The organism is Pseudomonas sp. 18-147 (assembly GCF_051048045.1).
Taxonomy (GTDB): domain Bacteria; phylum Pseudomonadota; class Gammaproteobacteria; order Pseudomonadales; family Pseudomonadaceae; genus Pseudomonas; species Pseudomonas aeruginosa.
The window spans coordinates 1758426-1781811 of the sequence record NZ_CP182296.1; the positions used below are offsets into that span (position 1 = coordinate 1758426).

At 67.9% G+C, this 23386-nt stretch carries 18 protein-coding genes; 7 read left to right on the forward strand and 11 right to left on the reverse strand.

Annotated features, from left to right (window positions below; genetic code table 11):
- Positions 1-21 precede the first annotated feature (21 nt).
- The 3 genes from pheC (at position 22) to rarD (ending at position 2678) form a co-directional block, all read left to right on the forward strand.
- Positions 22-828, forward strand: coding sequence for a cyclohexadienyl dehydratase (gene pheC, locus ACM0M4_RS08500; RefSeq protein ID WP_017149258.1), 807 nt, complete (start codon positions 22-24; stop codon positions 826-828).
- Positions 829-921: 93 nt separating this feature from the next.
- The gene (locus tag ACM0M4_RS08505; RefSeq protein WP_003092000.1) at positions 922-1782 is read left to right on the forward strand and encodes a carboxylate/amino acid/amine transporter; all 861 of its coding nucleotides are present in this window, start codon (positions 922-924) and stop codon (positions 1780-1782) included.
- The gene (gene rarD, locus ACM0M4_RS08510) at positions 1779-2678 is read left to right on the forward strand and encodes an EamA family transporter RarD (protein WP_003091995.1); all 900 of its coding nucleotides are present in this window, start codon (positions 1779-1781) and stop codon (positions 2676-2678) included. The genes ACM0M4_RS08505 and rarD overlap by 4 nt, the downstream gene beginning before the upstream one ends.
- Positions 2679-2698: 20 nt before the next feature.
- Here the strand turns inward: rarD and ACM0M4_RS08515 are convergent, their stop codons facing one another.
- A complete protein-coding gene (locus tag ACM0M4_RS08515; protein ID WP_003103763.1) occupies positions 2699-3295 on the reverse strand; it encodes a C40 family peptidase in 597 nt (198 codons plus the stop codon).
- A 456-nt stretch (positions 3296-3751) separates the two neighbouring features.
- Here ACM0M4_RS08515 and ACM0M4_RS08520 point away from each other — a divergent pair, with 456 nt between their 5' ends.
- Positions 3752-5446 carry an NAD-dependent malic enzyme gene (locus ACM0M4_RS08520; protein WP_003103761.1) on the forward strand — a complete coding sequence of 565 codons (1695 nt, stop codon included), beginning with the start codon at positions 3752-3754 and terminating at the stop codon, positions 5444-5446.
- Between the two features lie 121 nt (positions 5447-5567).
- On the opposite strand, the gene ACM0M4_RS08525 is transcribed toward ACM0M4_RS08520, so the two are convergent.
- From ACM0M4_RS08525 to ACM0M4_RS08540, 4 genes are all read right to left on the reverse strand, one after another.
- On the reverse strand, positions 5568-6026 hold the full coding sequence (locus ACM0M4_RS08525) for an NUDIX hydrolase (RefSeq protein ID WP_003113894.1): 459 nt from the start codon (positions 6024-6026) through the stop codon (positions 5568-5570).
- Positions 6023-6565, reverse strand: coding sequence for a dihydrofolate reductase family protein (locus ACM0M4_RS08530; protein ID WP_003103756.1), 543 nt, complete (start codon positions 6563-6565; stop codon positions 6023-6025). Before ACM0M4_RS08530 ends, ACM0M4_RS08525 begins: the two co-directional genes overlap by 4 nt.
- 19 nt (positions 6566-6584) lie before the next feature.
- Positions 6585-7913 carry a mechanosensitive ion channel family protein gene (locus ACM0M4_RS08535; protein WP_003103754.1) on the reverse strand — a complete coding sequence of 443 codons (1329 nt, stop codon included), beginning with the start codon at positions 7911-7913 and terminating at the stop codon, positions 6585-6587.
- Positions 7914-8080: 167 nt separating this feature from the next.
- Positions 8081-9448 carry an MFS transporter gene (locus ACM0M4_RS08540; protein WP_054376106.1) on the reverse strand — a complete coding sequence of 456 codons (1368 nt, stop codon included), beginning with the start codon at positions 9446-9448 and terminating at the stop codon, positions 8081-8083.
- Between the two features lie 185 nt (positions 9449-9633).
- Here ACM0M4_RS08540 and ACM0M4_RS08545 point away from each other — a divergent pair, with 185 nt between their 5' ends.
- Entirely contained in the window at positions 9634-10974 is a 1341-nt protein-coding gene (locus ACM0M4_RS08545; protein WP_016852586.1) for a DEAD/DEAH box helicase, read from the forward strand.
- 121 nt (positions 10975-11095) lie between these two features.
- Here the strand turns inward: ACM0M4_RS08545 and ACM0M4_RS08550 are convergent, their stop codons facing one another.
- Entirely contained in the window at positions 11096-12811 is a 1716-nt protein-coding gene (locus ACM0M4_RS08550) for an MFS transporter (protein ID WP_003091965.1), read from the reverse strand.
- 216 nt (positions 12812-13027) lie between these two features.
- On the opposite strand from ACM0M4_RS08550, the gene ACM0M4_RS08555 reads away from it, so the two are divergent.
- Positions 13028-14353: a hypothetical protein gene (locus ACM0M4_RS08555; RefSeq protein ID WP_023102930.1), complete on the forward strand. Its 1326-nt coding sequence runs from the start codon at positions 13028-13030 to the stop codon at positions 14351-14353.
- A gap of 471 nt (positions 14354-14824) precedes the next feature.
- Here the strand turns inward: ACM0M4_RS08555 and ACM0M4_RS08560 are convergent, their stop codons facing one another.
- From ACM0M4_RS08560 to ACM0M4_RS08580, 5 genes are all read right to left on the reverse strand, one after another.
- Positions 14825-15055: a YheU family protein gene (locus tag ACM0M4_RS08560; RefSeq protein WP_003091959.1), complete on the reverse strand. Its 231-nt coding sequence runs from the start codon at positions 15053-15055 to the stop codon at positions 14825-14827.
- A 51-nt stretch (positions 15056-15106) separates the two neighbouring features.
- Complete coding sequence (locus ACM0M4_RS08565; protein ID WP_014602640.1) at positions 15107-17863, reverse strand: hybrid sensor histidine kinase/response regulator; 2757 nt, start codon at positions 17861-17863, stop codon at positions 15107-15109.
- A 139-nt stretch (positions 17864-18002) separates the two neighbouring features.
- Positions 18003-19199: an osmoprotectant NAGGN system M42 family peptidase gene (locus tag ACM0M4_RS08570; RefSeq protein ID WP_003111432.1), complete on the reverse strand. Its 1197-nt coding sequence runs from the start codon at positions 19197-19199 to the stop codon at positions 18003-18005.
- On the reverse strand, positions 19196-20953 hold the full coding sequence (gene ngg / locus ACM0M4_RS08575; RefSeq protein WP_003111433.1) for an N-acetylglutaminylglutamine synthetase: 1758 nt from the start codon (positions 20951-20953) through the stop codon (positions 19196-19198). The genes ACM0M4_RS08570 and ngg overlap by 4 nt, the downstream gene beginning before the upstream one ends.
- 40 nt (positions 20954-20993) lie before the next feature.
- A complete protein-coding gene (locus ACM0M4_RS08580) occupies positions 20994-22763 on the reverse strand; it encodes an N-acetylglutaminylglutamine amidotransferase (RefSeq protein WP_003106635.1) in 1770 nt (589 codons plus the stop codon).
- A 142-nt stretch (positions 22764-22905) separates the two neighbouring features.
- On the opposite strand from ACM0M4_RS08580, the gene ACM0M4_RS08585 reads away from it, so the two are divergent.
- Complete coding sequence (locus tag ACM0M4_RS08585) at positions 22906-23379, forward strand: MarR family winged helix-turn-helix transcriptional regulator (protein ID WP_221345528.1); 474 nt, start codon at positions 22906-22908, stop codon at positions 23377-23379.
- The last annotated feature ends 7 nt before the right edge of the window (positions 23380-23386 follow it).

Below are 23386 nucleotides of genomic sequence, written 5' to 3' on the forward strand. Positions count from 1 at the left end.
CCGCCATCCCGAGGAGTCGCCATGCCGAAGTCATTCCGCCATCTCGTCCAGGCCCTGGCCTGCCTTGCGCTGCTGGCCAGCGCCAGCCTCCAGGCGCAGGAGAGCCGCCTCGACCGCATCCTCGAGAGCGGCGTGCTGCGCGTCGCCACCACTGGCGACTACAAGCCCTTCAGTTACCGCACGGAAGAGGGCGGCTATGCTGGCTTCGATGTGGACATGGCGCAGCGCCTGGCCGAGAGCCTGGGGACCAAGCTGGTAGTGGTGCCGACCAGTTGGCCGAACCTGATGCGCGATTTCGCCGACGACCGCTTCGACATCGCCATGAGCGGCATCTCGATCAACCTGGAGCGCCAGCGCCAGGCGTATTTCTCGATTCCCTACCTGCGCGACGGCAAGACGCCGATCACCCTCTGTAGCGAAGAAGCGCGTTTCCAGACCCTGGAGCAGATCGACCAGCCGGGCGTGACGGCCATCGTCAACCCCGGCGGCACCAACGAGAAGTTCGCCCGGGCGAACCTGAAGAAGGCCCGGATCCTGGTGCATCCGGACAACGTGACGATCTTCCAGCAGATCGTCGACGGCAAGGCCGACCTGATGATGACCGACGCCATCGAGGCCCGCCTGCAGTCGCGTCTGCACCCGGAACTCTGCGCCGTGCATCCGCAGCAACCCTTCGACTTCGCCGAGAAGGCCTACCTGCTGCCGCGCGACGAGGCCTTCAAGCGCTACGTCGACCAGTGGCTGCACATCGCCGAGCAGAGCGGCTTGTTGCGCCAGCGCATGGAGCACTGGCTCGAATACCGCTGGCCCACCGCGCACGGCAAGTAATACAGGGGCGGCGAGGGTGGCCGCGGGCCCGCGCGGCCTTCCTTGGCGGCGGCAAAAACGTTATGGTCGGCGCCCCATCCTGGTGCCTGGTCCATGCGTTATCTACTGTTCGTCACCGTCCTCTGGGCGTTCTCCTTCAACCTGATCGGCGAGTACCTCGCCGGCCAGGTCGACAGCTACTTCGCCGTGCTTACCCGGGTCCTTCTCGCTGGCCTGGTGTTTCTCCCGCTGACCCGCTGGCGCGGCGTCGAACCGCGTTTCGTCGGTGGGGTGATGCTGGTCGGCGCGCTGCAGTTCGGCATCACCTACGTCTGCCTGTACCTGAGCTTCAACGTGCTGACGGTGCCCGAGGTGCTGCTGTTCACCGTGCTGACGCCGGTCCACGTGGCCCTGTTCGACGACCTGCTCAACCGCCGCTTCAACTTCTGGGCCCTGGCCGCCGCGCTGGTGGCGGTGCTGGGCGCGGCGATCATCCGCTACGACGGGATCACTGGCGAGTTCCTCCAGGGCTTCCTGCTGCTGCAACTGGCCAACGCCACCTTCGCCGCCGGCCAGGTGCTGTACAAGCGCCTGGTGCGCAAGTACCCGTCCGAGCTGCCGCAGCGCCAGCGCTTCGGTTATTTCTTCGTTGGCGCGCTGCTGGTGGCGTTGCCTGCCTGGCTGCTGTTCGGCGATCCGCAGCGCCTGCCGGCCGGCGAGCTGCAATGGGGCGTACTGGTATGGATGGGGCTGCTGGCCACCGCCCTCGGCCAGTTCTGGTGGAACAAGGGCGCCACCGAGGTGGACGCCGGTACCCTGGCGGTGATGAACAACCTGCACGTGCCGGTCGGGTTGCTGCTCAACCTGCTGATCTGGAACCAGCACGCCGACCTGCCGCGCCTGGCCCTGGGCGGCGCGGTGATCGTCGCTTCGCTGTGGGTCAACCGGCTCGGCCGGCGCGAGGTGCGTGCATGAGGATTTCCGGACAGGGCGTGCTGCTGTCGCTGGCCGCCTCGGTGCTGTTCGTTACCCTGCCGGGCTACGTCCACCTGCTGGAGCCGCTGGACAGCCTGCAGGTGGTGGCGCATCGGGTGGTCTGGTCGATCCCGATGGTATTCCTGCTGGTCGTCGCCACCCGCCAGTGGCCGACCCTGCGCGCCGCCTGGCGCCGGCTGTTCGCCGAGCCCTGGCTGCTGGCCTGCTTCCCGCTGACCGCGGCGATGATGCTGCTGCAATGGGGCATCTTCATCTGGGCGCCGTTGGCCGGGAAAACCCTTGAACTGTCGCTGGGCTACTTCCTCCTGCCGCTGGCGATGGTGCTGGTGGGGCGGGTGTTCTACGGCGAGCGCCTGACGCCGCTGCAGGCTATCGCCGTGGCCTGCGCGCTGGCCGGGGTGCTCCACGAGTTCTGGCTGACCCGCGCGTTCTCCTGGGTCTCCCTGGTCACCGCGCTGGGCTATCCCCCATACTTCATGCTGCGGCGCAGGATGGGCGTGGACGCGCTGTCCGGGTTCGTCTTCGAGATGCTCTTCCTGCTGCCGCTGGCGTTGGCCGCGCTGTACTGGCTGGGCGACGAGAGCCAGGCCTTCCGCGAGGCGCCGCGCCTGTGGCTGCTACTGCCGATGCTGGGGCTGATCAGCGCCCTGGCCTTCGGCGCGATGATGGCTTCCAGCCGGCTGCTGCCGATGGGGCTGTTCGGGATTCTCAGCTACGTCGAACCGGTGCTGCTGTTCCTGGTGGCGGTACTGTTCCTCGGCGAGGCGTTCCGTCCCGAGCAGCTATGGACCTACGCGCCGATCTGGCTGGCGGTGCTGTTGACCGGCTGGGACAGCGCGCGCCTGCTGAGGAAACAGGCGCGGCGGGGCATCTGAGCGAGCCGCAGGCGCCGGAATCAGCGCTTGCGGGTGCTTTCGACCTGGGCGAGGGTGGTCGGCAGGATGCGCTTGCCGGCCAGGTAGTGGCGTTTCCAGTAGCTGCTGTTGAGGTCGGAGACGCGGACCTTCTTGCCGCGCCGCGGCGCATGCACGAAGCGGTCGTTGCCGACGTAGATGCCGACGTGGTCGACGCTGCGGCTGCGGATCCGGAAGAACACCAGGTCGCCCGGTTGCAGCTTGCCGCGGGAGACCTTGTTGTTGTCCATGTTGTAGATGGCGCGGGCGGTCCGCGGCAGGTCGACGTCATCGACGTCCTGGAACACATAGTTGACCAGGCCGCTGCAATCGAAGCCTTTCTTCGGCGTGGTGCCGCCCCAGCGGTAGGGGGTGCCGATCATGCTGAAGGCGCGGTCGGTGACTTCGGAAGCGGCGGCCGCGACCACCGAGCGGTTGGCGGACTGGCGGGTGCTGACGACCCGGCTGGGCGACAGGGTGGAATTCTTCGACGGCTTGAAGGTGTGGGTGACCTGGTTGGAAGCCAGGCTGGGCGTCGAGAGGGCGGCCAGAAGGGCCGCGAAGCCTACAGACAGGCATGTCAAAAAGGGTGAACGCATTTCGGCATGTCTTCGCGTGCGTGAATAACGGTCCAGGCTTCCGCTGGTTCGTGGTTACTCTCTGTTCATCGGAGTGTCTTCTGGGTGACCGGAACGAGCCCTCCTGACTCTTCCGACCAGGCCGTCAAACGAAACGGCCAACTGCTTCCGGGCCTGGATGCATTCAGGTTGTCCCGGCGATAACGGGCTTAACGAAGGAAAATCGGGGACTCATCGGCGTTCCCAGCGTATTCCCCTACGAAAGCGGCGGCTATTGTGACCTATTTTGACGCCGGCCTTCTGACCATTCGTCGAATGATCGGTTCCGGATGTGACGCGCCGGTTTCGCCGTGCAAGTGGCGATACTTGCGGGTCCGGCAATGACCTGTTGTTCGCCGTGGCCTTGGAAAGCCTCTGCGCCGGGGGTATGTTCGTGTTCCCCGTACCCGAGTGAAGCCCGTAGAAGCGAGTCCAGATATGACCGAAACAGCCAAGCGTCCCTTGTACGTTCCCCATGCCGGCCCATCGCTGCTGGAGATGCCGCTGCTGAACAAAGGCAGCGCGTTCAGTACCCAGGAACGCATCGATTTCAACCTGCAGGGCCTGCTGCCGCACAACATCGAGACCATCGAGGAGCAGACCGAGCGCGCCTACAGCCAGTACAACCTGTGCAACACCGATCTGGACCGCCACATCTTCCTGCGCTCGATCCAGGACAACAACGAGACCCTGTTCTTCCGCCTGCTCGAGGAGCACCTGGAAGAAATGATGCCGATCATCTACACCCCCACGGTCGGCCAGGCCTGCCAGGAGTTCTCGAAGATCTACCGGACCCACCGCGGCCTGTTCATCTCCTACCCGGACCGCGAGCGGATCGACGACATCCTGCGCAGCGCCACCAAGAACAACGTGAAGATCGTGGTGGTCACCGACAGCGAGCGGATCCTCGGCCTCGGCGACCAGGGCATCGGCGGGATGGGCATCCCGATCGGCAAGCTGTCGCTGTACACCGCCTGCGGCGGTATCAGCCCGGCCTACACCCTGCCGGTGGTGCTGGACGTCGGCACCAACAACCCGGACCTGCTCAACGACCCGATGTACATGGGCTGGCGCCACGAGCGGGTGAGCGGGGCGCAGTACGAGGAGTTCGTCGACCTGTTCATCCAGGCGATCAAGCGCCGCTGGCCCAACGTCCTGCTGCAATTCGAGGACTTCGCCCAGACCAATGCCATGCCGTTGCTGGAGCGCTACAAGGACGAGCTGTGCTGCTTCAACGACGACATCCAGGGCACCGCCGCGGTGGCCGTGGGCACCCTGCTGGCGGCTTGCAAGGCCAAGGGCGAGAAGCTCAGCGAGCAGACCGTGACCTTCGTCGGCGCCGGCTCCGCCGGTTGCGGCATCGCCGAACAGATCATCGCCGCCATGCAACTGGAGGGCCTGGACGAGGCCCAGGCGCGTCGGCGCATCTTCATGGTCGACCGCTGGGGCCTGCTCACCGACGACATGAGCAACCTGCTCGACTTCCAGCACCGCCTGGCGCAGAAGCGCGCCGATCTCGGTGCCTGGGGCGGCCAGCAGGGCGACGACCTGGCGTTGCTGGAAGTGATCCGCAATGCCCGGCCGACGGTGCTGATCGGCGTCTCCGGGCAGCGCGGGCTGTTTTCCGAAGAGGTCATCCGTGAGCTGCACAGCCATTGCAAGCAGCCGCTGGTGATGCCGCTGTCCAACCCGACCTCGCGGGTCGAGGCGACTCCGCAGGAAATCCTCAACTGGACCGACGGCCAGGCGCTGGTCGCCACCGGTAGCCCGTTCCAACCGGTGCAGGTGGGCGACAAGCGGATTCCCATCGCCCAGTGCAACAACGCCTATATCTTCCCCGGCATCGGCCTGGGGGTGATCGCCGCGCGGGCCAACCGGGTCACCGAAGGCATGCTGATGGCCGCGGCCAACGCCCTGGCCAACTGCTCGCCGATCGTTACCCAGGGCGAGGGCGCCGTGTTGCCGGCGCTGGGCGACATCCGCGAGGTCAGCAAGCGCATCGCCGTCGCCGTGGCCAAGCAGGCCCAGGCCGAGGGCAAGGCCCTGCATACCAGCGACGAGGTACTGAACGACGCCATCGAGGCGAACTTCTGGTTCCCGCGCTACCGTGCCTACCGCCGGACTTCGTTCTGAGGCTCAGCCGCAGGCTGCGCACGGGGGAGAGGCGCTAACCGCCGATATTCCGCGCGATCGGTGCGAGAACGCGAAAAGGCCACCCCGAGGTGGCCTTTTTCGTTGACGGTAGCGCTAGCGCTCAGCGCACATGATCGGGGCGCGTCCGGTGTTCGGCCTGGGTTTCCGGGTTTTCCGCCGCGCGCCGCGCCAGGGCCGGCAGGACATGATCGCGCAGCAGCGGCGCGAGATTGTCCGGCTGCGCTTGGCCGGGGACCAGCCAGGCCAGTTCCTCCAGCTCCGCCTGCGCACAGACGGCGTGGGGCAAGCGGGCGACGTAGATATCGGCATCGACGCGGGTGTTCGCCTCGTTGGCCGCCGGCGCCTGGAAGCTGCCGAGGTGCTCGAAGGTCGAGGCGCCCATCGGCAGGCGCAGTTCCTCCAGCAGTTCGCGCTGTAGCGCGGCGAGGGGCGTTTCGCCCGGCTCGCGCTTGCCGCCCGGGAGCATGAAGGCCTGGGTGCCGCGCTTGCGCACCAGCAACAGGTTGCCCTGGTCGTCGAACAGGCAGGCGGCGGAAATGCTCAGCAGGTTGTCGGTCATTGCGGGTCGTCCTCGGCGATCACCTGGTAGCGCATCTGTACGATGCCGCTGTTGTAGCCATGTTGTTCCAGCAGTTGCAGGCGCCGCTCGCGGCCGCCGGCGAACAGCGGGATGCCGGCGCCGAGCAGCTGCGGAATGACGCTGACGATCACCTCGTCGAGCAGCCCGGCCGCCAGGCAACTACCGGCGAGGCTGCCGCCGCCGGCCAGCCAGACCCGCCGGCAGCCCTGTTCGCCGAGGCGTGCGAGGCCTTCCTGGGGCGTGTCATGGCGCAACTCGACGCCTTCCACCGCGCTCTCCCGGGGATTGCGGGTGAGCACCTGGCAGGGCTTGCCCGGATACGGCCAGTCGCCGAAGCCGCGCACGATATCGTAGGTGCCGCGGCCCATCAGCAGCCCGTCGATGCCCTGGTAGAAGCCGTTGTAGCCATGGTCGTTGCCGCCCTCGGCGAAACGGTCGAGCCAGTCGACGCTACCGTCGGGACGGGCGATGAAGCCGTCCAGGCTGGTGGCGACGTAGTAGATCAGGTGCGGTTTCATGGACGGCGCTCCCCTCGCTTCAGACAGTGGCTTCGTCGCTGCGGCTCGGTGCGGCCAACGCCTCGAACGAACGGGCCTCGGCGTCACGCCCTTCGAGCATGCCCTGCAGCCCCTGGCGCAGGTCCTGGCCGCTGGGCTGCTGGTAGGCGCCGAGGCCGAACTCCGGCATCACCGCCAGCAGGTAGTCGAACACGTCGCCCTGGATGCGCTCGTAGTCGACCCAGGCGGTGGTGCGGGTGAAGCAGTATATCTCCAGCGGGATGCCCTGGGCGGTCGGCTGCAACTGGCGGACCATGCAGGTCATGTGCGGATGGATGTCCGGATGGTTCTGCAGGTAGGCGAGGGCGTAGGCGCGGAACGTACCGATGTTGGTCAGCCGGCGGCGGTTGGCGGCCAGCGGGGCGACCCCGCCGTTGGCGGCATTCCACTCCTGCAACTCGGTCTGCTTGCGGGCCATGTATTCGGTGAGCAGGCGCACCTGGCTCAGGCGCCGCTCTTCCTTCTCGTCGAGGAAACGCACCTGGCTGGAGTCGACGTAGATCGCCCGCTTGATCCGCCGTCCGCCGGACTGCTGCATGCCGCGCCAGTTCTTGAACGACTCCGACATCAGGCGCCAGGTCGGCACCGAGACGATGGTCTTGTCGAAGTTCTGCACCTTCACGGTGTACAGGGTGATGTCCACCACGTCGCCGTCGGCGCCGACCTGCGGCATCTCGATCCAGTCGCCGACTCGCAGCATGTCGTTGCTGGTGAGCTGCACGCTGGCGACGAAGGACATCAGGGTGTCCTTGTAGACCAGCAGGAGGACCGCCGACATCGCGCCGAGGCCGGACAGCAGCAGGAGCGGCGAGCGGTCGATGATGATCGAGACGATGATGATCGCGCCGAACACGAACACGGCGATCTTCGCCAGTTGCACGTAGCCCTTGATCGAGCGGGTGCGGGCGTGCTCGGTACGCGCGTAGATGTCCAGCAGGGCATTCAGCAGCGCGGTGAGGGCGAGGATCAGGAACAGCACGGTGAAGGCCAGTGCCAGGTTGCCGAGGAAGTGCGCGGCCTTGTCCGGCATCTCCGGGATCCATGGCAGGCCGAATTGCACCAGCAGCGAGGGCGTGGTCTGCGCCAGGCGCTGGAACACCTTGTTGCGGATCAGGTCGCCGAGCCAGTGCAGCGCGGGCTGGCGGGCGAGCAGGTTGGCGGCGTAGAGGACGATGTAGCGGGCCACCCGGCCGAGGATCAGGGCGCCCACCAGCAGCAGGCCGAAGGCCAGGCCGGCGTGCAGGATAGGGTGTTGGTCGAGCGCCGACCAGTACCCGGAGAGCTGGTCGAGAAGGGATGTGGAGTCCATGGACAGGCGACTTCCTTTGTTGCGGGCGGGGGGGACGGGCCGGCCCCGCGGTTGAACGGACATCCCGACGCGGGGGCCGGGAACGCACAAAGGAACCAAGAGTGCCCCATCGGGCGCCGGATCGCATCCCCGACGTGTCTACAAAGGTTTTCCGCCGACGCGCGGGCTCAGCCGGCAAGCTCCTCCAGGGTGCGCCCGCGGGTCTCGATGCCGAAGGCCCAGACCACCAGGGCGGCGACGCCGAAACAGAGGGCGCCGAGGGTGAACACCCCACCCTGGCCGGTGAGCGGCAGGACCAGCCCGGTGACCAGCGGGCCGAGCAGCGAGCCGATTCGCCCGACCGCCGAGGCGAAGCCCGAGCCGGTGGCGCGCGCGGAGGTCGGATAGAGTTCCGGAGTATAGGTGTAGAGCACCGCCCACATGCCGAACAGGAAGAACTGCATGGCCAGGCCGAAGCCGATCAGCAGCGCCAGGCTGCCGCCGAACACCGCGGTCTGGCCGTAGGCGTAGGCCATCGCGCCGCCGCCGAGGAGCATCAGCACGCAGCTCGGCTTGCGGCCCCAGCTTTCCACCAGCCAGGCCGCGCAGAGGAAGCCGGGTATCCCGGCCAGCGAAATCAGCACCGTGTAGTACACCGACTGGGTGACGGCGAAGCCGGATTGCTGGAGCAGCGCGCTGAGCCAGGAGGTCAGGCCGTAGAAACCGAGCAGGGCGAAGAACCACAGGCCCCAGACGGTCAGGGTGCGGCGCCGGTAGGCTGGCGACCAGAGTTCGGCGAAGGCGCTGAAGAAGCCCGGACGGCTGCGTTCCCGCTGCGGCTGGCGCAGCGGCGGCGGCAGCTCGGTCAGGCCCAGCGAACGCATCACCCGTGCTTCTATGTCGCGCAATACCCGGTCCGCCTGTTCGCGCCGGCCGGCCTGCTCCAGCCAGCGCGGCGACTCGGGAATCAGGAAGCGGATGGCGAGGACGAACACCGCCGGCAGCGCCAGCACCAGGAAAATGCTGCGCCAGCCGGTCAGCGGCAGCAGGAAGTAGGACAGGCAGCCGGCAGCGACGAAGCCCAGCGGCCAGAAGCCGTCCATCAGCGCAATGTACTTGCCGCGGCGGCTGGCCGGGATCATCTCCGACAGCAGCGACTGGGCGATGGGAAACTCCATCCCCATGCCGATCCCCAGCAATACCCGGTAGAAGGTCAGGTTGTCGAGGTCGCCGGCGGTGGAGCACAGGTAGCTGGCCAGGCCCCAGAGCACGATGCTGGCCTGGAATACCGGCTTGCGCCCGAAGCGGTCGGCGAGCATGCCCGACAGGGCCGCGCCGATCACCATGCCGAAGAAGCTCGAGCTGGCCAGCAGCCCGGCCTGCGCCGAGTCGAGCCCGAACTCGGCTTTGATCGAGCCGAGCAGGAAGGTCATCATCGCCAGGTCCATCGAGTCGAAGAAGAACGCCAGCGCGATGATCACGAAGACCAGTCGGTGATACGGACTCAGCGGCAGCCGTTCGAGGCGTTCGGCGGCGGATGCGGGCGCGTCGGGCATGACCTGGTTCCTCTGGGCGGCGGGCGTCGAACGAGTCTGCGATCGCCGCCCCCGCCGTGCTTGCCTGGCGGCGACCCGGCGTCGAGCCGATTGCGACGCCGGCGCTGGCCGTCGCGCCGCGCGAATAAAGCCTGCGCGCCGGCGCGGCAACCGTTAGGCTATGCACCTGTCCATTTTCACGTGCAATGCCGAGGTTTCCCTTGTTCAGCCAATTTCCCCTCCACGAACGCCTGCTGAAGGCACTGGAAAGCCTGTCCTTCAGCGAGCCGACGCCGGTCCAGGCCGCGGCCATTCCCAAGGCGCTGGAGGGGCACGACCTGCGGGTCACGGCGCAGACCGGCAGCGGCAAGACCGCGGCCTTCCTGCTGCCGCTGCTGCACCGCCTGCTGGCCGAGGACAAGCCGCGCTCCCTGGCGCGCGCGCTGATCCTCCTGCCGACCCGCGAGCTGGCCCAGCAGACCCTCAAGGAAGTCGAGCGCTTCGCCCAGTTCACCTTCATCAAGGCCTGCCTGATCACTGGCGGCGAGGACTTCAAGGTGCAGGGCGCGCGCCTGCGCAAGAACCCGGAGATCATCATCGGCACCCCCGGCCGCCTGCTCGAGCAGCGCAACGCCGGCAACCTGCCGTTGCAGGACATCGAGGTGCTGGTGCTGGACGAGGCCGACCGCATGCTCGACATGGGCTTCGCCGACGACGTGCTGGCCCTGGCCAATGCCTGCCCGGCCGAGCGCCAGACCCTGCTGTTCTCCGCCACCCACAGCGGCGCCGGGTTGAACAAGGTGATCGCCGAGGTGCTGCGCGAGCCGCAAGTGCTGCGCCTGAACCAGGTCGGCGAGCTGAACGAGAACGTCCGCCAGCAGGTCATCACCGCCGACGACGTGGCGCACAAGGAACAGTTGCTGCAATGGCTGCTGAGCAACGAGACCTACACCAAGGCCATCGTCTTCACCAATACCCGGGTCTCCGCCGATCGCCTGACCGGGCGGCTGATCGCCAACCAGCACAAGGTCTTCGTCCTGCATGGCGAGAAGGACCAGAAGGACCGCAAGCTGGCCATCGAGCGCCTGAAGCAGGGCGCGGTGAAGATCCTCGTCGCCACCGACGTCGCCGCACGCGGCCTGGACGTCGAAGGCCTGGACCTGGTGATCAACTTTGACATGCCGCGCAGCGGCGACGAGTACGTGCACCGCATCGGCCGGACCGGTCGCGCCGGCGCCGAGGGCCTGGCGATCTCGCTGATCTGCCATGGCGACTGGAACCTGATGTCGAGCGTCGAACGCTACCTCAAGCAGAACTTCGAACGACGCAACATCAAGGAACTGAAGGCCGCCTACCAGGGGCCGAAGAAACTCAAGGCGTCGGGCAAGGCCGCCGGCAGCAAGAAGAAAAAGCAGGACAGGAAGGGCGCCGCCGCCAAGCCCGCGGCCAAGCGCAAGCCCGCCGCGCGGCCGAAGGCCGGGCCGTCGGCGGTGGTCAGCGCCGACGGCATGGCGCCGCTCAAGCGCAAGAAGCCGACGGCGGAGTGATCGCGCGCCGCCGACCGCTTCGGAGGGCGGATAACCGTTTGCTGTTATCCGCCGCGCCGGCGTTGGATGGCGGATAACGCCGCTGGCGCTGTCCGCCCCGGGGGACTGCCTGGCCCCGTTCTCAGCTCCCCGCCGTCGCGCCCGCCTCGTCGTTGGCCGGCGGCGTGGCACTCTTCACCAGCGGCGTATCGTAGCTGCTGGCCTCGTAGCTCACGCAATGGCGGATCTGCGGCGGACCGTCGCCGGCATGCAGGGCGGTGACGTTGTCGATGACGATCTTGTCGGCCAGGGTCATGCGGTCGAGCATGCGCAGGTGCTGGATCCAGTTGTCCACCAGGAACAGTTCCTGCCAGACCTCCGGGTTGCTCACGTCGCGGAACAGCGACCAGCGCTCCGCGCCGTTGCGCAGGCGCAGGCGGCGCAGCGGCTGGGCGGCGCGAACGAAGTCGCGGGTGCGCTCGGCGGGAATCCGGTATTCGATGGAGACCAGCACCATGCCCCGCCGCGTGTTGAAGACGAAGCTCGGCTGCCCGGGCATGCTCGCCGGCGCGCGGGAAATACTGGCGGCGTCCATTTCCGGCAGGCGCGAGTTGTACAGGAGGATCACCGAGGCCAGCAGCAGGCAGCCGGCGGCCAGCAGCGCACCGTGCACGGTCATGGTCTCGGCGAGATGGCCCCAGAGGAACGAACCCAGCGCCAGGCCACCGTACAGCGCGGTCTGGTACAACGCCAGGGCGCGCGCCTTGATCCAGTCGGGGACGAGGATCTGCACCGCCGAGTTGTAGGTGGCGAGGGCGCCGATCCAGCAGCCGCCGCCGAGGATCAGCACCGGGAACAGGACCCAGAGGTTGTCTACCAGGCCGAGGGTCAGCAGGATCAGCGCCAGGGTGAAGCCGGCCAGGCTAATCAGCCGGCTGCTGCCGATCCGCTGGCGCAGGCGCGAGACCTGGGTGCTGCCGAGAATCGCGCCGAGGCCGAGGGCGCCGAGCATGTAGCCGTAGATCGCCGCGTCGCCGTCCGGGTTGCGGTGCGCCAGCAGCGGCAGCAGGGCCCAGACCGCGCTGGCGGAGAGGCCGAAGGCGAAGGAGCGCATCATCACCAGGCGGGTGACGGTGGAGTACTGGGTGAAGCGCAGCGCCGCGGTGACACCTTCGAGGATGCCTTCCGGCGGCAGGCTGCGCTTGGGCACCTCGCGCCGCCACTGCCAGATCGCCCAGATCAGGGCCATGTAGCAGAAGCTGTTGAACAGGAACACCCAGGCCGGTCCCACCGCGCTCAGCAACAGGCCGCCGAGGGCCGGGCCGGCGGCGCGGGCGACGTTGTAGTTGACGCTGTTGAGCAGCACCGCGTCGCTGACCATGCGCGCCGGCACCTGCTCGTTGACCGCCGCCTGCCAGGCCGGGATGGTCACCGAGCCGCCGAGGGAGATCCAGAGGATGGAGATGATCAGCAGCACCGGGTCGAGGTAGCCGAGGAAGGCCAGCAGGGTGGCGAACATCGCCCCGGTCATCTCGAAGCTGAGTCCCCAGAGCATGATCTTGCGCCGGTCGTGGTTGTCGGCGATGACCCCGGAGAGGATCGACAGCAGCACCAGCGGCAGCGCCGCGGCGACCTGGATCATCGCCACCATCAGCGGGCTGGCGTGGGCGTCGGTGACCACCCAGGCGGCGGCCACCGACTGGGCCCAGGTGCCGAGGTTGGCGAACAGGTTGCAGATCCAGATGATGCGGAAGGCCTGGATCGAGAACGGCGCCCAGGTGCCGGTGCGTTCTGGCTTGGCCGCTTGGCCTTCGGGTTTGAGGGGCAGGTCGTGCTTGGGCGAAACGGACTGGAGCATCAGATGGGTGCCTTGTATCAGCGTGCCTGATGTCGGGAAAGTCTAGCCGCCTGGCGCCTGGGCGCCATTGATGGCGGTCATGGGGCCGGCCCGGCGTGGATAGACATTGGTCCGATGGCGCTATCGGAGAGTTCCGATGTCCAGGCAGGACAGTGCCCTGGGTGTCCCGCATTGGTAGGCTTGCCGGCACCGAGTCGAGACAAGAGCGAAAAGCCGATGAAGTTGCTGTTGCGTTGCCTGCTGCTGGGGGCGTGGGTCGTCTCGCCGAGCCTGTGGGCCTGGTCCAACCATACGGTGGGCAGCTACCTGGCATTGCGCGAGCTGGCGGCCATCCGCGAGGCGCCGGAAGTCGAGGTGGAGCCGCTGGAGGCGTTCCTCGCCGCCGAGCGCGGCGGACTGGCCGCCCTGCTGGACGAGCAGGAAGCCTACGCCCGAGCGCATATCGGCAACTACCCGGCGCGTCCGGACGCCCTGCGCTTCGCTGCCGAGGGCGAGGCCGGCGACTTGCGTCAGGCGTTCCTCGCGGCGCTGCGGGTCAACCCGGAGATCCGCCTGGCGCTGGCGCTCCAGCCGCTTCCCGGGCAGGACCAGCCGCAGCGCCCGCACCTCAAGCCACAGGAGGTGCTGGTGTTCCAGAACCTCTCGCCGTGGACCGCCTGGCGTTTCATCCGCCTGGAGCCCGGCGAGCGAGTCGCGCCCCTGGCAGTGCTGGCCACCGCCGCCGACGAACCGGACTACGGCCACGACATCAACCTGTTCAGCGACAACCCCGGCGAAGCCGGCCAGCGCTACGGCTTCGGCACCCAGCCATTCGGCGACCCGCGCTTCGAGTTCAGCTCCCAGGCGCCGTTCCACATGGGCTTCTATCACGAGGCGGCGGTGATCTACAGCGGCGCGCCGTTCCTCGCCCGGGCCTGGCCGGAATGGCGTGCCTACCAGTACTTCGGCCTGTCCCGCTTCGCCTTCGCCAACGGTCATCCCTACTGGGGCTACCGGTTCCTTGGCTGGGGCATGCACTACATCCAGGACATCACCCAGCCCTACCACTCCACGCCGCTGCCCGGTGCCAGCCTGGCGGCGATGCTACAGATGGAGGGCAAGGCATTGCTCGGCTACCCGGAGGAAAAGCAGGCGGCCATCGAGCGTGTCGCGAACCGCCATACCGCGGTGGAGAAATACCAGTTCGACTGGCTGCGCCAACTGCTCCGCGACGGCCGCCCGCAGCCGATGCTCGACGCCTACGCCGACACCCGCCGCGACGGTGCCTATCCGGCCTATTCGCCGACCTACTTGCGCGACGTGGTGGCCGCCGAGTCGAACGCCCACGCCGCGGCCTTCGACGCCGCCATCGGCGAATGGCTGGCCGCCCGCCCGGCCTCCGCCGCGCAGGACTTCAGCGAGAGCAACCAGCCACGCCCCGAGGCCCACGACAATGCGGGGCTGAACGCGCAACTGATCGAGCTGATCGGGCATTTCGGCGCGCATAGCCGGAACATCGTCAGGGCGGCGTTGGAGACGGAGGAGGGTGGGGCGAAGGAGTGAGGGGGCGGCGGATAAGCGGCGGATAACCGCGAGCGGTTATTCGCCCTACGGAGCGGGGGCACTGTCCGGCGTTTCCGGGGCGTGTAGGGCGGATAACGCCATGGGCGTTATCCGCCGATGTCGCGGATGAGCGGCGGATGACCGCGAGCGGTTATTCGCCCTACGGAGCAGGGGCGCTGTCCGGCTTTTTCGGGGTGTGTAGGGCGAATAACGCCATGGGCGTTATCCGCCGATGTCGCGGATGAGCGGCGGATGACCGCGGGCGGTTATTCGCCCTACGGAGCGGAGGCGCAGTCCGGCGGTTCCGGGGTGTGCAGGGCGAATAACGCCATGGGCGTTATCCGCCGATGTCGCGGATGAGTGGCGGATGACCGCGAGCGGTTATTCGCCCTACGGAGCTGGGGCGCAGTCCGGCGTTTCCGGGGGGGCAGGGCGGCGAACCCGCCCCGCCAGGCGGGGCGATGCCGCGACTCAGTCGCGCAACAGCTCCGCAGGCACCTCGCTGCGCAACATCAACTGGCACTGCTGGCTCTCCGGGTCGAACAGGATCACCGCCTCGCCCCGCCGCAAGGCATGCCGGGCGCGTTCTACACGCACGTCCAGCGGGGTCTCGTCGCCATTGTCGGTGCCTTCGCGGGTGACGAAGTCTTCCAGCAGGTTGTTCAGGGTGTCGGCTTCGAGCAGGTCGTGGGGGATCAGCATTGGCGGTACTCCGGGATGGCGGCGAATGCTAGCGCGACGCATCGCGCACTGTCATGCCTGTCGCGAAGGCTGGCCGAGTAGGCGTTCGAGGGTGGCATAGAGTTCCGCCCGGTCCACCGGCTTGCCGAGGTAGGCGTCCATGCCAGCCTCGATTCCGGCCCGGCGGTGTTCGTCGAGGATGTGCGCGGTCAGGGCGACGATCGGTACGCGTGGCCAGCCCTGGGCACGCTCCTCCCGGCGGATCAGGCGGGTCGCCTCGAAGCCGTCCATTTCCGGCATCTCGCCATCCATCAGGATCAACTGGATGCCGTTCGGATCGCGCAGGTACTCGTCCAGCGCGAGCCGTCCGTTGCCGGCCAGGCGCACCGCGTAGCCGCGCTTGGCGAGGAAGCCGCGCACCACCAGCTGGTTCACCGGGTTGTCCTCGGCGACCAGGATGCATGGGGCGTCCAGGCGTTCGTCCGGGGCCGCCTCGCTGCTCCGCCCTGGCTGTCGGCGCCGCTCCCGGTACAGTTCCAGCAGGGCTTCGCGCAGGGCCTTCACCGCCACCGGCTGGGCCAGGGCCAGCAGGCGCAGGCCTTCGTGCGGCGGCAGGTCCTGGCAGTGCTGCGGCGGGCATAGCAGGAGGATGCGCTGGCCTTGCTCCAGTTGCGCATAGAGGGTGTCCAGCCAGATCGACGGCGGCCCCGGCCAGGGCGCCGCCAGGACCAGCAGGGGCGGTGCGCTGAAGTCCTCCAGGTAGGCGTTCAGCCGTCTCGGCTGCAGGCAGCGTTCGACCCGCAGTCCCCAACGCTCCAGCAATGCCTGCAGGCAGTCCAGGGTCAGGTTGTCCTCGCTGGCCAGCAGGGCCGGGCGGTGTTGCAGCAGTTGCGCCAGTTCGTCCGCTTCGCCGGCGTCGAGGGCGGGGCTGAGCGGCAGGTCGACGCTGAACCGGGTGCCCTTGCCCGGCTCGCTGCTCACCTCGATGCGCCCGCCCATCATCTGCACCAGCTCGCGGCTGATCGCCAGGCCCAGGCCGCTGCCGCCGTAGCGGCGGGTGGTGCTGGAGTCGGCCTGGGAGAAGGATTCGAACAGGGTCTTCTGCGCCTGGGCGGATATCCCGATGCCGCTGTCGCTGACGCTGTACAGCAGGCGCTCGCGTCCGCCCTCGTCGAAGCGCCGCTGCACGCGCACGGCGACATGGCCTTCGGCGGTGAACTTGAGGGCATTGCTGAGCAGGTTCATCAGTACCTGGCGTAACCGCGTCGGGTCGCCGTTGAGGCGGCGCGGCACGCCCCTGTCCAGGCCGAGATGCAGGCGCAGGCGTTTTTCCACGGCCTGGGCGCTGAACAGCGCCAGGGTGTCGGAGAGCAGCTCCTCAAGGTCGAAGTCGATGCGCTCCAGGTGCAGCTTGCCGGACTCGATGCGAGCGTAGTCGAGGATATCGTTGATCACCGACATCAGCGCGCTGCCGGAGCTGGCGATGGTCTCCACGTAGGCCGCCTGGCCGCGGTCCAGCGGGGTGTCGCGGAGCAGTTGCAGCATGCCCAGCACGCCGTTCAGCGGGGTGCGAATCTCATGGCTCATCTTCGCCAGGAAGCGGCTCTTCGCCTCGTTCTCCACCCGCGCCTGCTCGGCCGCCTGGCGCGAGCGGAAGCCTTCCTCCTTGAGCGCATTGATGCGGTCGGCGAGGCCGATGGACAGGGTCACCAGTTCCACGGTCATGCCGATCTTGACCACGCTGCTGCCGAACAGGCCGAACAGTTCGAAGCCCAGCGAGGCGGCGGTGGTGACCAGGAACGACAGCAGCAGCGCGCCCCAGGCCAGGATGTAGTAGAGGCCGTAGCGCAGGCCCTGGCGCCAGACGTGGACGCCGGCCAGCAGCAGGCTGAGGGATACCAGCATCACCGTCAGGCTGGCGAGGACGTTCCAGGCGCGCAGCCCCACCAGCGGCTCGCTGGCCAACAGGACCACGCAGGCCAGCAGCAGGCCGCGGAGGAAGCGGTCGAGGCGCGGGAAGTCGCGGCGGGTGTAGAGGTAGCCGCGGCTGAACTGGATCGACACCAGGCAGCTCAGGTACATCAGCAGGTAGATGCCGGCCGACTCCAGCGCCACATGTCCGGGCAGCAGCTTGAACAGCAGGCCGTCGAAGCTGGCGGAAAACAGGCCGAGGCTGAGGTTGTACAGCAGGTACCAGGCATAGGTGGCCTCGCGTAGCGAGACGAAGAGGAACAGGTTGTAGCAGAACAACCCGAACAGCACCCCGTAGAAGGCCCCGTTGAAGCCCATCAGGGTTTCCTGGCTGGCCGCGCTGGCCGCGTAGGTGCTGAAGTACAGCGGCACGTAGACGGTGCTGGTGCTCTGCACGCGCAGCAGCAGGGTGCTCTCGCCGGGCGGCAGTCGCAGCGGGAACCAGAAGTTGCGCACTTGCACCGGGCGCTGGGAGAAGGCGAACAGGTCGCCGCTCTCCTGCTGTTCGATGCGCCCATCGGCGGTCAGCAGGTAGACCTTGAGGTCGTCCAGCAGCGGGTAGTTGATCTCCAGGAAACCGGCCAGGTCGGTGCCGTTGCGGTTGTCCAGGCGCACCCTGAACCACCAGGCTGCGGCGTTCTTACCGAAGTTCGCGTGGTCGCCGCGCAGGGCGGCGAAGGCCTGCGCCGGCAAGGCGAGGATGTCGCCCAGGCGCGCCTTGCCGCCGGCGTCGCGGTAGTACTCGGCGTACTCGCCCAGGGACAGGCGCAGGTCCTCTCCGTCCAGCGGTGCGGGCGGCTGCGCCCGGGCCGGCAGCGCGCAGCAGAGCAACAGCAGGACCAGGCAGAGTCGAGACATGCAACTACTCCATGGACACGAGTCGGCACGCATGATGCTACGGAGGAAACGAGACAGGCGAGGGAACCTGCCATCAGCCTAGCAGTTGGCTGGAGAGGAGGGCGGCCTCCCCGGGGGGGGCGGGGAGGCCGGCGCGGGCTCAGCCCTTGTCGCTGTTGTTGCTGCTGTCGAGCACTTCGTCCACCGGCGGGACGTGGGTGCAGCTTTCCATGTGCACCGGATGCTCGAGCTGCTTGTTGAAGCGTTCCAGCGAGGTTTCCCGGGGCTTGGCGTCGCTGGCGAAGACCGGCGGGCTGAGGATGTAGGCGGTTAGCAGGCGGCTCAGCGCGGCGAGGCTGTCGATGTGCGTGCGCTCGTAGCCGTGGGTGGCGTCGCAGCCGAACGCCAGCAGCGCGGCGCGGGTGTCGTGGCCGGCGGCGATCGCCGACTGCGCGTCGCTGTGGTAGTAGCGGAACAGGTCGCGGCGCAGGGCGATGTCGTGGCGCTCGCCGAGCCGCAGCAGGTGCCGCGACAGATGGAAGTCGTAGGGCCCGCCGGAGTCCTGCATGGCCACGCTGACGCTGTGCTCGTTGGAATTCTGGCCTTCGGCCACCGGGGCGATGTCGATGCCGACGAACTCGCTGACGTCCCAGGGCAGGGCGCCGGCGGCGCCGGAGCCGACTTCCTCGGTGATGGTGAACAGCGGGTGGCAGTCGATCGGCGGCTCCTGGCCGCTTTCCTTGACCGCCTTCAGCGCCGCCAGCAGCGCCGCGACCCCGGCCTTGTCGTCCAGGTGGCGGGCGCTGATATGGCCGCTCTCGGTGAACTCCGGCAGCGGATCGAAGGCCACGTAGTCACCCACCGAGATGCCCAGGCTCTCGCTGTCGGCGCGACTGGCGGTATAGGCGTCGAGACGCAGCTCGATGTTGTCCCAACTGATCTTCAGGTTGTCCACCTCGGTATTGAAGGCGTGGCCCGAAGCCAGCAGCGGCAGCACGCTGCCACGGAACACGCCCTGTTCGGTGAACACCGTGACCCGGCTACCCTCGGCGAAGCGGCTCGACCAGCAGCCTACCGGGGCCAGGCCGAGGCGGCCGTTGGGCTTGATCTCGCGGACCAGCGCGCCGATCGTGTCGAGGTGCGCGGAAACCGCCCGGTCAGGGGTATTCAGGCGGCCCTGGAGGGTCGCCCGGATGGTTCCCCGGCGAGTCATCTCGAAGGGCACGCCAAGTTCGTCGAGCTGCTCGGCGACATAGCGCACGATGGTATCGGTGAAGCCGGTGGGGCTGGGGATGGCGAGCATCTCCAGCAGCACCCGTTGCAGGTAGTTGAGGTCCGGTTGTGGCAGAGGGGTCATGAAGGCACCTCGCGGCTGAGGGGGAAGAGAAGATCGACGAAGCGTTCGGCGGTCGGCTGCGGCTCGTGGTTGGCCAGGCCGGCGCGCTCGTTGGCTTCGATGATCACGTAGTCGGGCTGGTCGGCGGCCTCGACCAGGAAGTCCAGGCCCACCACCGGTATTTCCAGGGCCCGCGCGGCCTGGATCGCGGCCTCGCGGAGGGCCGGATGGAGGGCGTCGGTGACGTCCTCGAGGATGCCGCCGGTGTGCAGGTTGGCGGTGCGCCGCACGGCCAGGTGTTCGCCGCTGGGCAACACGTCGTCGTAGCCATAGCCGGCGGCCCGCAGGGTGCGCTCGGTCTCGTGGTCGAGCGGGATGCGGCTTTCCCCGCCGGTGGCGGCCTGGCGCCGGCGGCTCTGCGCCTCGATCAGCTCGCGGATGCTGTGCCGGCCGTCGCCGATCACCGCGGCGGGACGACGGATGGCGGCGGCCACCACCTCGTAGCCAATCACCAGCACGCGCAGGTCGTGGCCGGCGTGGTAGCTCTCCAGCAGCACGCGCGAATCGAAATGGCGGGCGGCCTCGATGGCCTCCTCGACCTCTTCCGCGGTGCGCAGGTCCACCGCCACGCCCTGGCCCTGCTCGCCGTCCACCGGCTTGACCACCAGCGAACCGTGCTCGGCGAGGAACGCGGCGTTTTCCTCCGCGCTGCCGGCCAGGCGCTGCTGTGGCTGGCGCAGGCCGGCGTGCTGCAGGGCGCGGTGGGTGAGGACCTTGTCCTGGCAGAGGGTCATGCTTACCGCCGTGGTCAGGTCGGAGAGCGATTCACGGCAGCGGATCTGCCGGCCGCCCTGGGTCAGGGTGAACAGGCCGCCCTCGGCGTCGTCGACGCGCACCTCGATGCCGCGCCGGTGGGCTTCGTCGACGATGATCCGGGCGTAGGGGTTGAGGTCTTCCTCCGGGCCGGGGCCGAGGAACAGCGACTGGTTGATGCCGTTCTTGCGCTTGATGGTGAAGGTCGCCAGTTCGCGGAAGCCGAGCTTGCGGTAGAGCGCCTTGGCCTGCTGGTTGTTGTGCAGCACCGAGAGGTCGAGGTAAGCCAGTTCGCGGCTCATGAAGTGCTCGACCAGGTGCCGTACCAGCGCCTCGCCGACGCCCGGCCGGCTGCATTGCGGGTCCACCGCCAGGCACCAGAGGCTGGAGCCGCCCTCCGGATCCTGGAACGCCTTGGCGTGGTTGAGGCCCATCACCGTGCCTACCGCGACGCCAGTGTCGGCGTCCTCGGCCAGCCAGTAGATCGGCCCGCCCTGGTGGCGCGGGCTGAGGCGCTCGGTCTGCACCGGAAGCATGCCGCGCGCCAGGTACAGGCGGTTGATCGCCGCCCAGTCCTCCTCGGTATGCACCCGGCGGATGCGGAAACCGCGTGGCGGACGGCGCGCCGGGCGGTAGTCGGTGAACCACAGGCGCAGGGTATCCGAGGGATCGAGGAAGAGCTGCTGCGGGGCGTGGGCCAGGACCTGCTGCGGCGCCGCCACGTAGAGCGCGATGTCGCGTTCGCCGGGGGCTTCCTGCAACAGGTCGCGGGCCAGTTCCTCGGCGTCCGGGTAGGTCTGCCCGATCAGCAGGCGGCCCCAGCCGCAGTGGATGCTCAGCGGTTTCTCGGTGGGCTCGCTGTGATCTTCGGCGAGACGCGCCTGGAGGCGTTCGTAGGTGGGCGCCTGGATACGTTGCAGGCGCTGGTTGTGCGGGTGAGGCAGATGCAAGTGGCCTTTCATGATCGCTCCTGGTTCGGGCCCCTGCGTTGGGGGCCCATTTTCAAAGTCCCTGTTCGCTGAGCCAGAGGTTGAGGGCGGCCAGCTGCCACAGCTTGGAGCCGCGCAGCGGTGTGAGGTCGCCGTCCGGATCGCTCAGCAGGCGATCGAATATCGCCGGCTGGAACAGGCCGCGGTCCTGGCTCGGGTCGAGCAGCAGTTCGCGTACCCATTCGCGGGTGCGGCCCTGCAAGTGCTTGAGGCCGGGCACCGGGAAGTAACCCTTGGGCCGGTCGATGACTTCGCTGGGAATCACCTTGCGCGCGGCACCCTTGAGCACCTGCTTGCCGCCGTCGCCGAGCTTGAAGCGGGCGGGAATGCGCGCCGACAGCTCGGCCAGGCGGTAGTCGAGGAACGGCACGCGGGCTTCCAGGCCCCAGGCCATGGTCATGTTGTCGACCCGCTTGACCGGGTCGTCGACCAGCATGATCGTGCTATCCAGGCGCAGCGCCTTGTCCACCGCGGCCTCGGCGCCGGGGCTGGCGAAGTGGTCGCGGACGAAGCGCCCGGCGACGTCCTCGACGCGGAAGCGCTCGCCGACGGTGGCCAGGTATTCCTCGTGGTCGCGGTCGAAGAACGCCGCGCGGTACGCGGCGAAGGCGTCGTCGGCGCCATCCACCTTCGGATACCAGTGGTAGCCGGCGAACAGCTCGTCGGCGCCCTGGCCGCTCTGCACCACCTTGCAGTGCTTCGAGACTTCCCGCGCGAGCAGGTAGAAGGCGATGCAGTCGTGGCTGACCATCGGCTCGCTCATGGCGCGGAAGGCCGCCGGCAACTGCTCGATCACTTCGTGCTCGCCGATGCGCAGGCGATGGTGGCGGGTGTGATAGCGCTCGGCGATCAGGTCGGAATACTGGAACTCGTCGCCGCGCTCGCCGCCGGCATCCTCGAAGCCGATGGAGAAGGTCAGCAGGTTGTCCACCCCGGCTTCGTGCAGCAGGCCCACCAGCAGGCTCGAATCGACCCCGCCGGAGAGCAGCACGCCGACCTCGCGGGCGGCGCGCTGGCGGATCGCCACCGCTTCGCGGAGGCCGTCGAGGACGCGCTCCTGCCAGTCGTCGAGCGTCAGCTCGCGCTCGTCCGGGCGTGGGCCGTAGTCCAGCGTCCACCAGGTGCGCTGCTCGCAGCTGCCGTCGAGGTCGACGCTCATCCAGGTCGCCGGCGGCAGCTTCTTCACGCCCTCCAGCAAGGTGTGCGGGGCGGGAACCACGGCGTGGAAGTTGAGGTAGAAATTCAGCGCCTGCGGATCGAGGTCGCTGGCGATGTCGCCGCCCTTGAGCAGGGCCGGCAGGCTCGAGGCGAAGCGTAGGCGCGAGCGGTCGAGGCTGTAGTAGAGCGGCTTGATGCCGAGTCGGTCACGGGCCAGGAACAGCCGCTGGCGATCGCGCTCCCAGACGGCGAAGGCGAACATCCCATTGAGCCGGGGCAATAAATCGGCGCCCCAGGCATGGTACCCCTTCAAGAGAACTTCGGTGTCGCCGCCGGAGAAGAACCGATAGCCAAGGCTTTCCAGTTCGCCACGCAGTTCGGGGTAGTTGTAGATGGCGCCATTGAACACCATGGCCAGGCCGAGATCGGGATCGATCATCGGTTGGCCGGAAGCTTCCGCCAGGTCCATGATCTTCAGCCGTCGATGTCCGAGGGCGATCGGACCCTGGGCGTGGAAGCCCCAGGCGTCGGGGCCGCGAGGGGCCAGGTGGTGGGTGATGCGTTCGACCGCTGCGAGGTCGGCTGCCTGGTTGTCGAAACGAAACTCTCCTGATATGCCGCACATATTCCTTACCGGTTCTCCGTTGGGGAAGTGGGTTGCGTACCCCTTCCGGGTACATGACTTACCTAACAGAGGACCGTTACAGTTGGAAGGAGTTCTATACGAATTTTCCGGGCCTATCAGGACCCTTAACGAAGAATTTATTATGGTTGAAAGTAATAAGACCGCTGCCGATACCTATTCGCTCGCTATTTTCCGCGCCATCCGCGGTCTCCAGCAGGCCGCCGAAATCCACTCCAAGCGTCTCAGCCGATACGGTGGCCTGACCCCGCTGCAATTGCTGATCCTGCATGTCCTGGCGGTGGAGGGAGAACTGACCGCGACGCAACTGGCCAAGCTGGTCAGCCTGTCCCAGGCATCGCTCTCCGGCGTGCTCGATCGCCTCGAAGGACGCGGCCTGCTCTATCGTCGGCGCGACGAACAGGACCGGCGCAAGTCCTGGCTGCACCTCGACCCGGCCGGCCACGAAGCCCTGGCGGAGGCGCCGCCGCTATTGCCGGAGTACGTGATCGAGCGCTTCGCCGCGTTGCCCGAGTGGGAGCGCCACGGCCTGCTGGCCGCGCTGCTGCGCGCGGCCGACCTGTTCGGCTTGCCGGAAGAGGACGTCGAAGAAGAGTGAGGGCGCC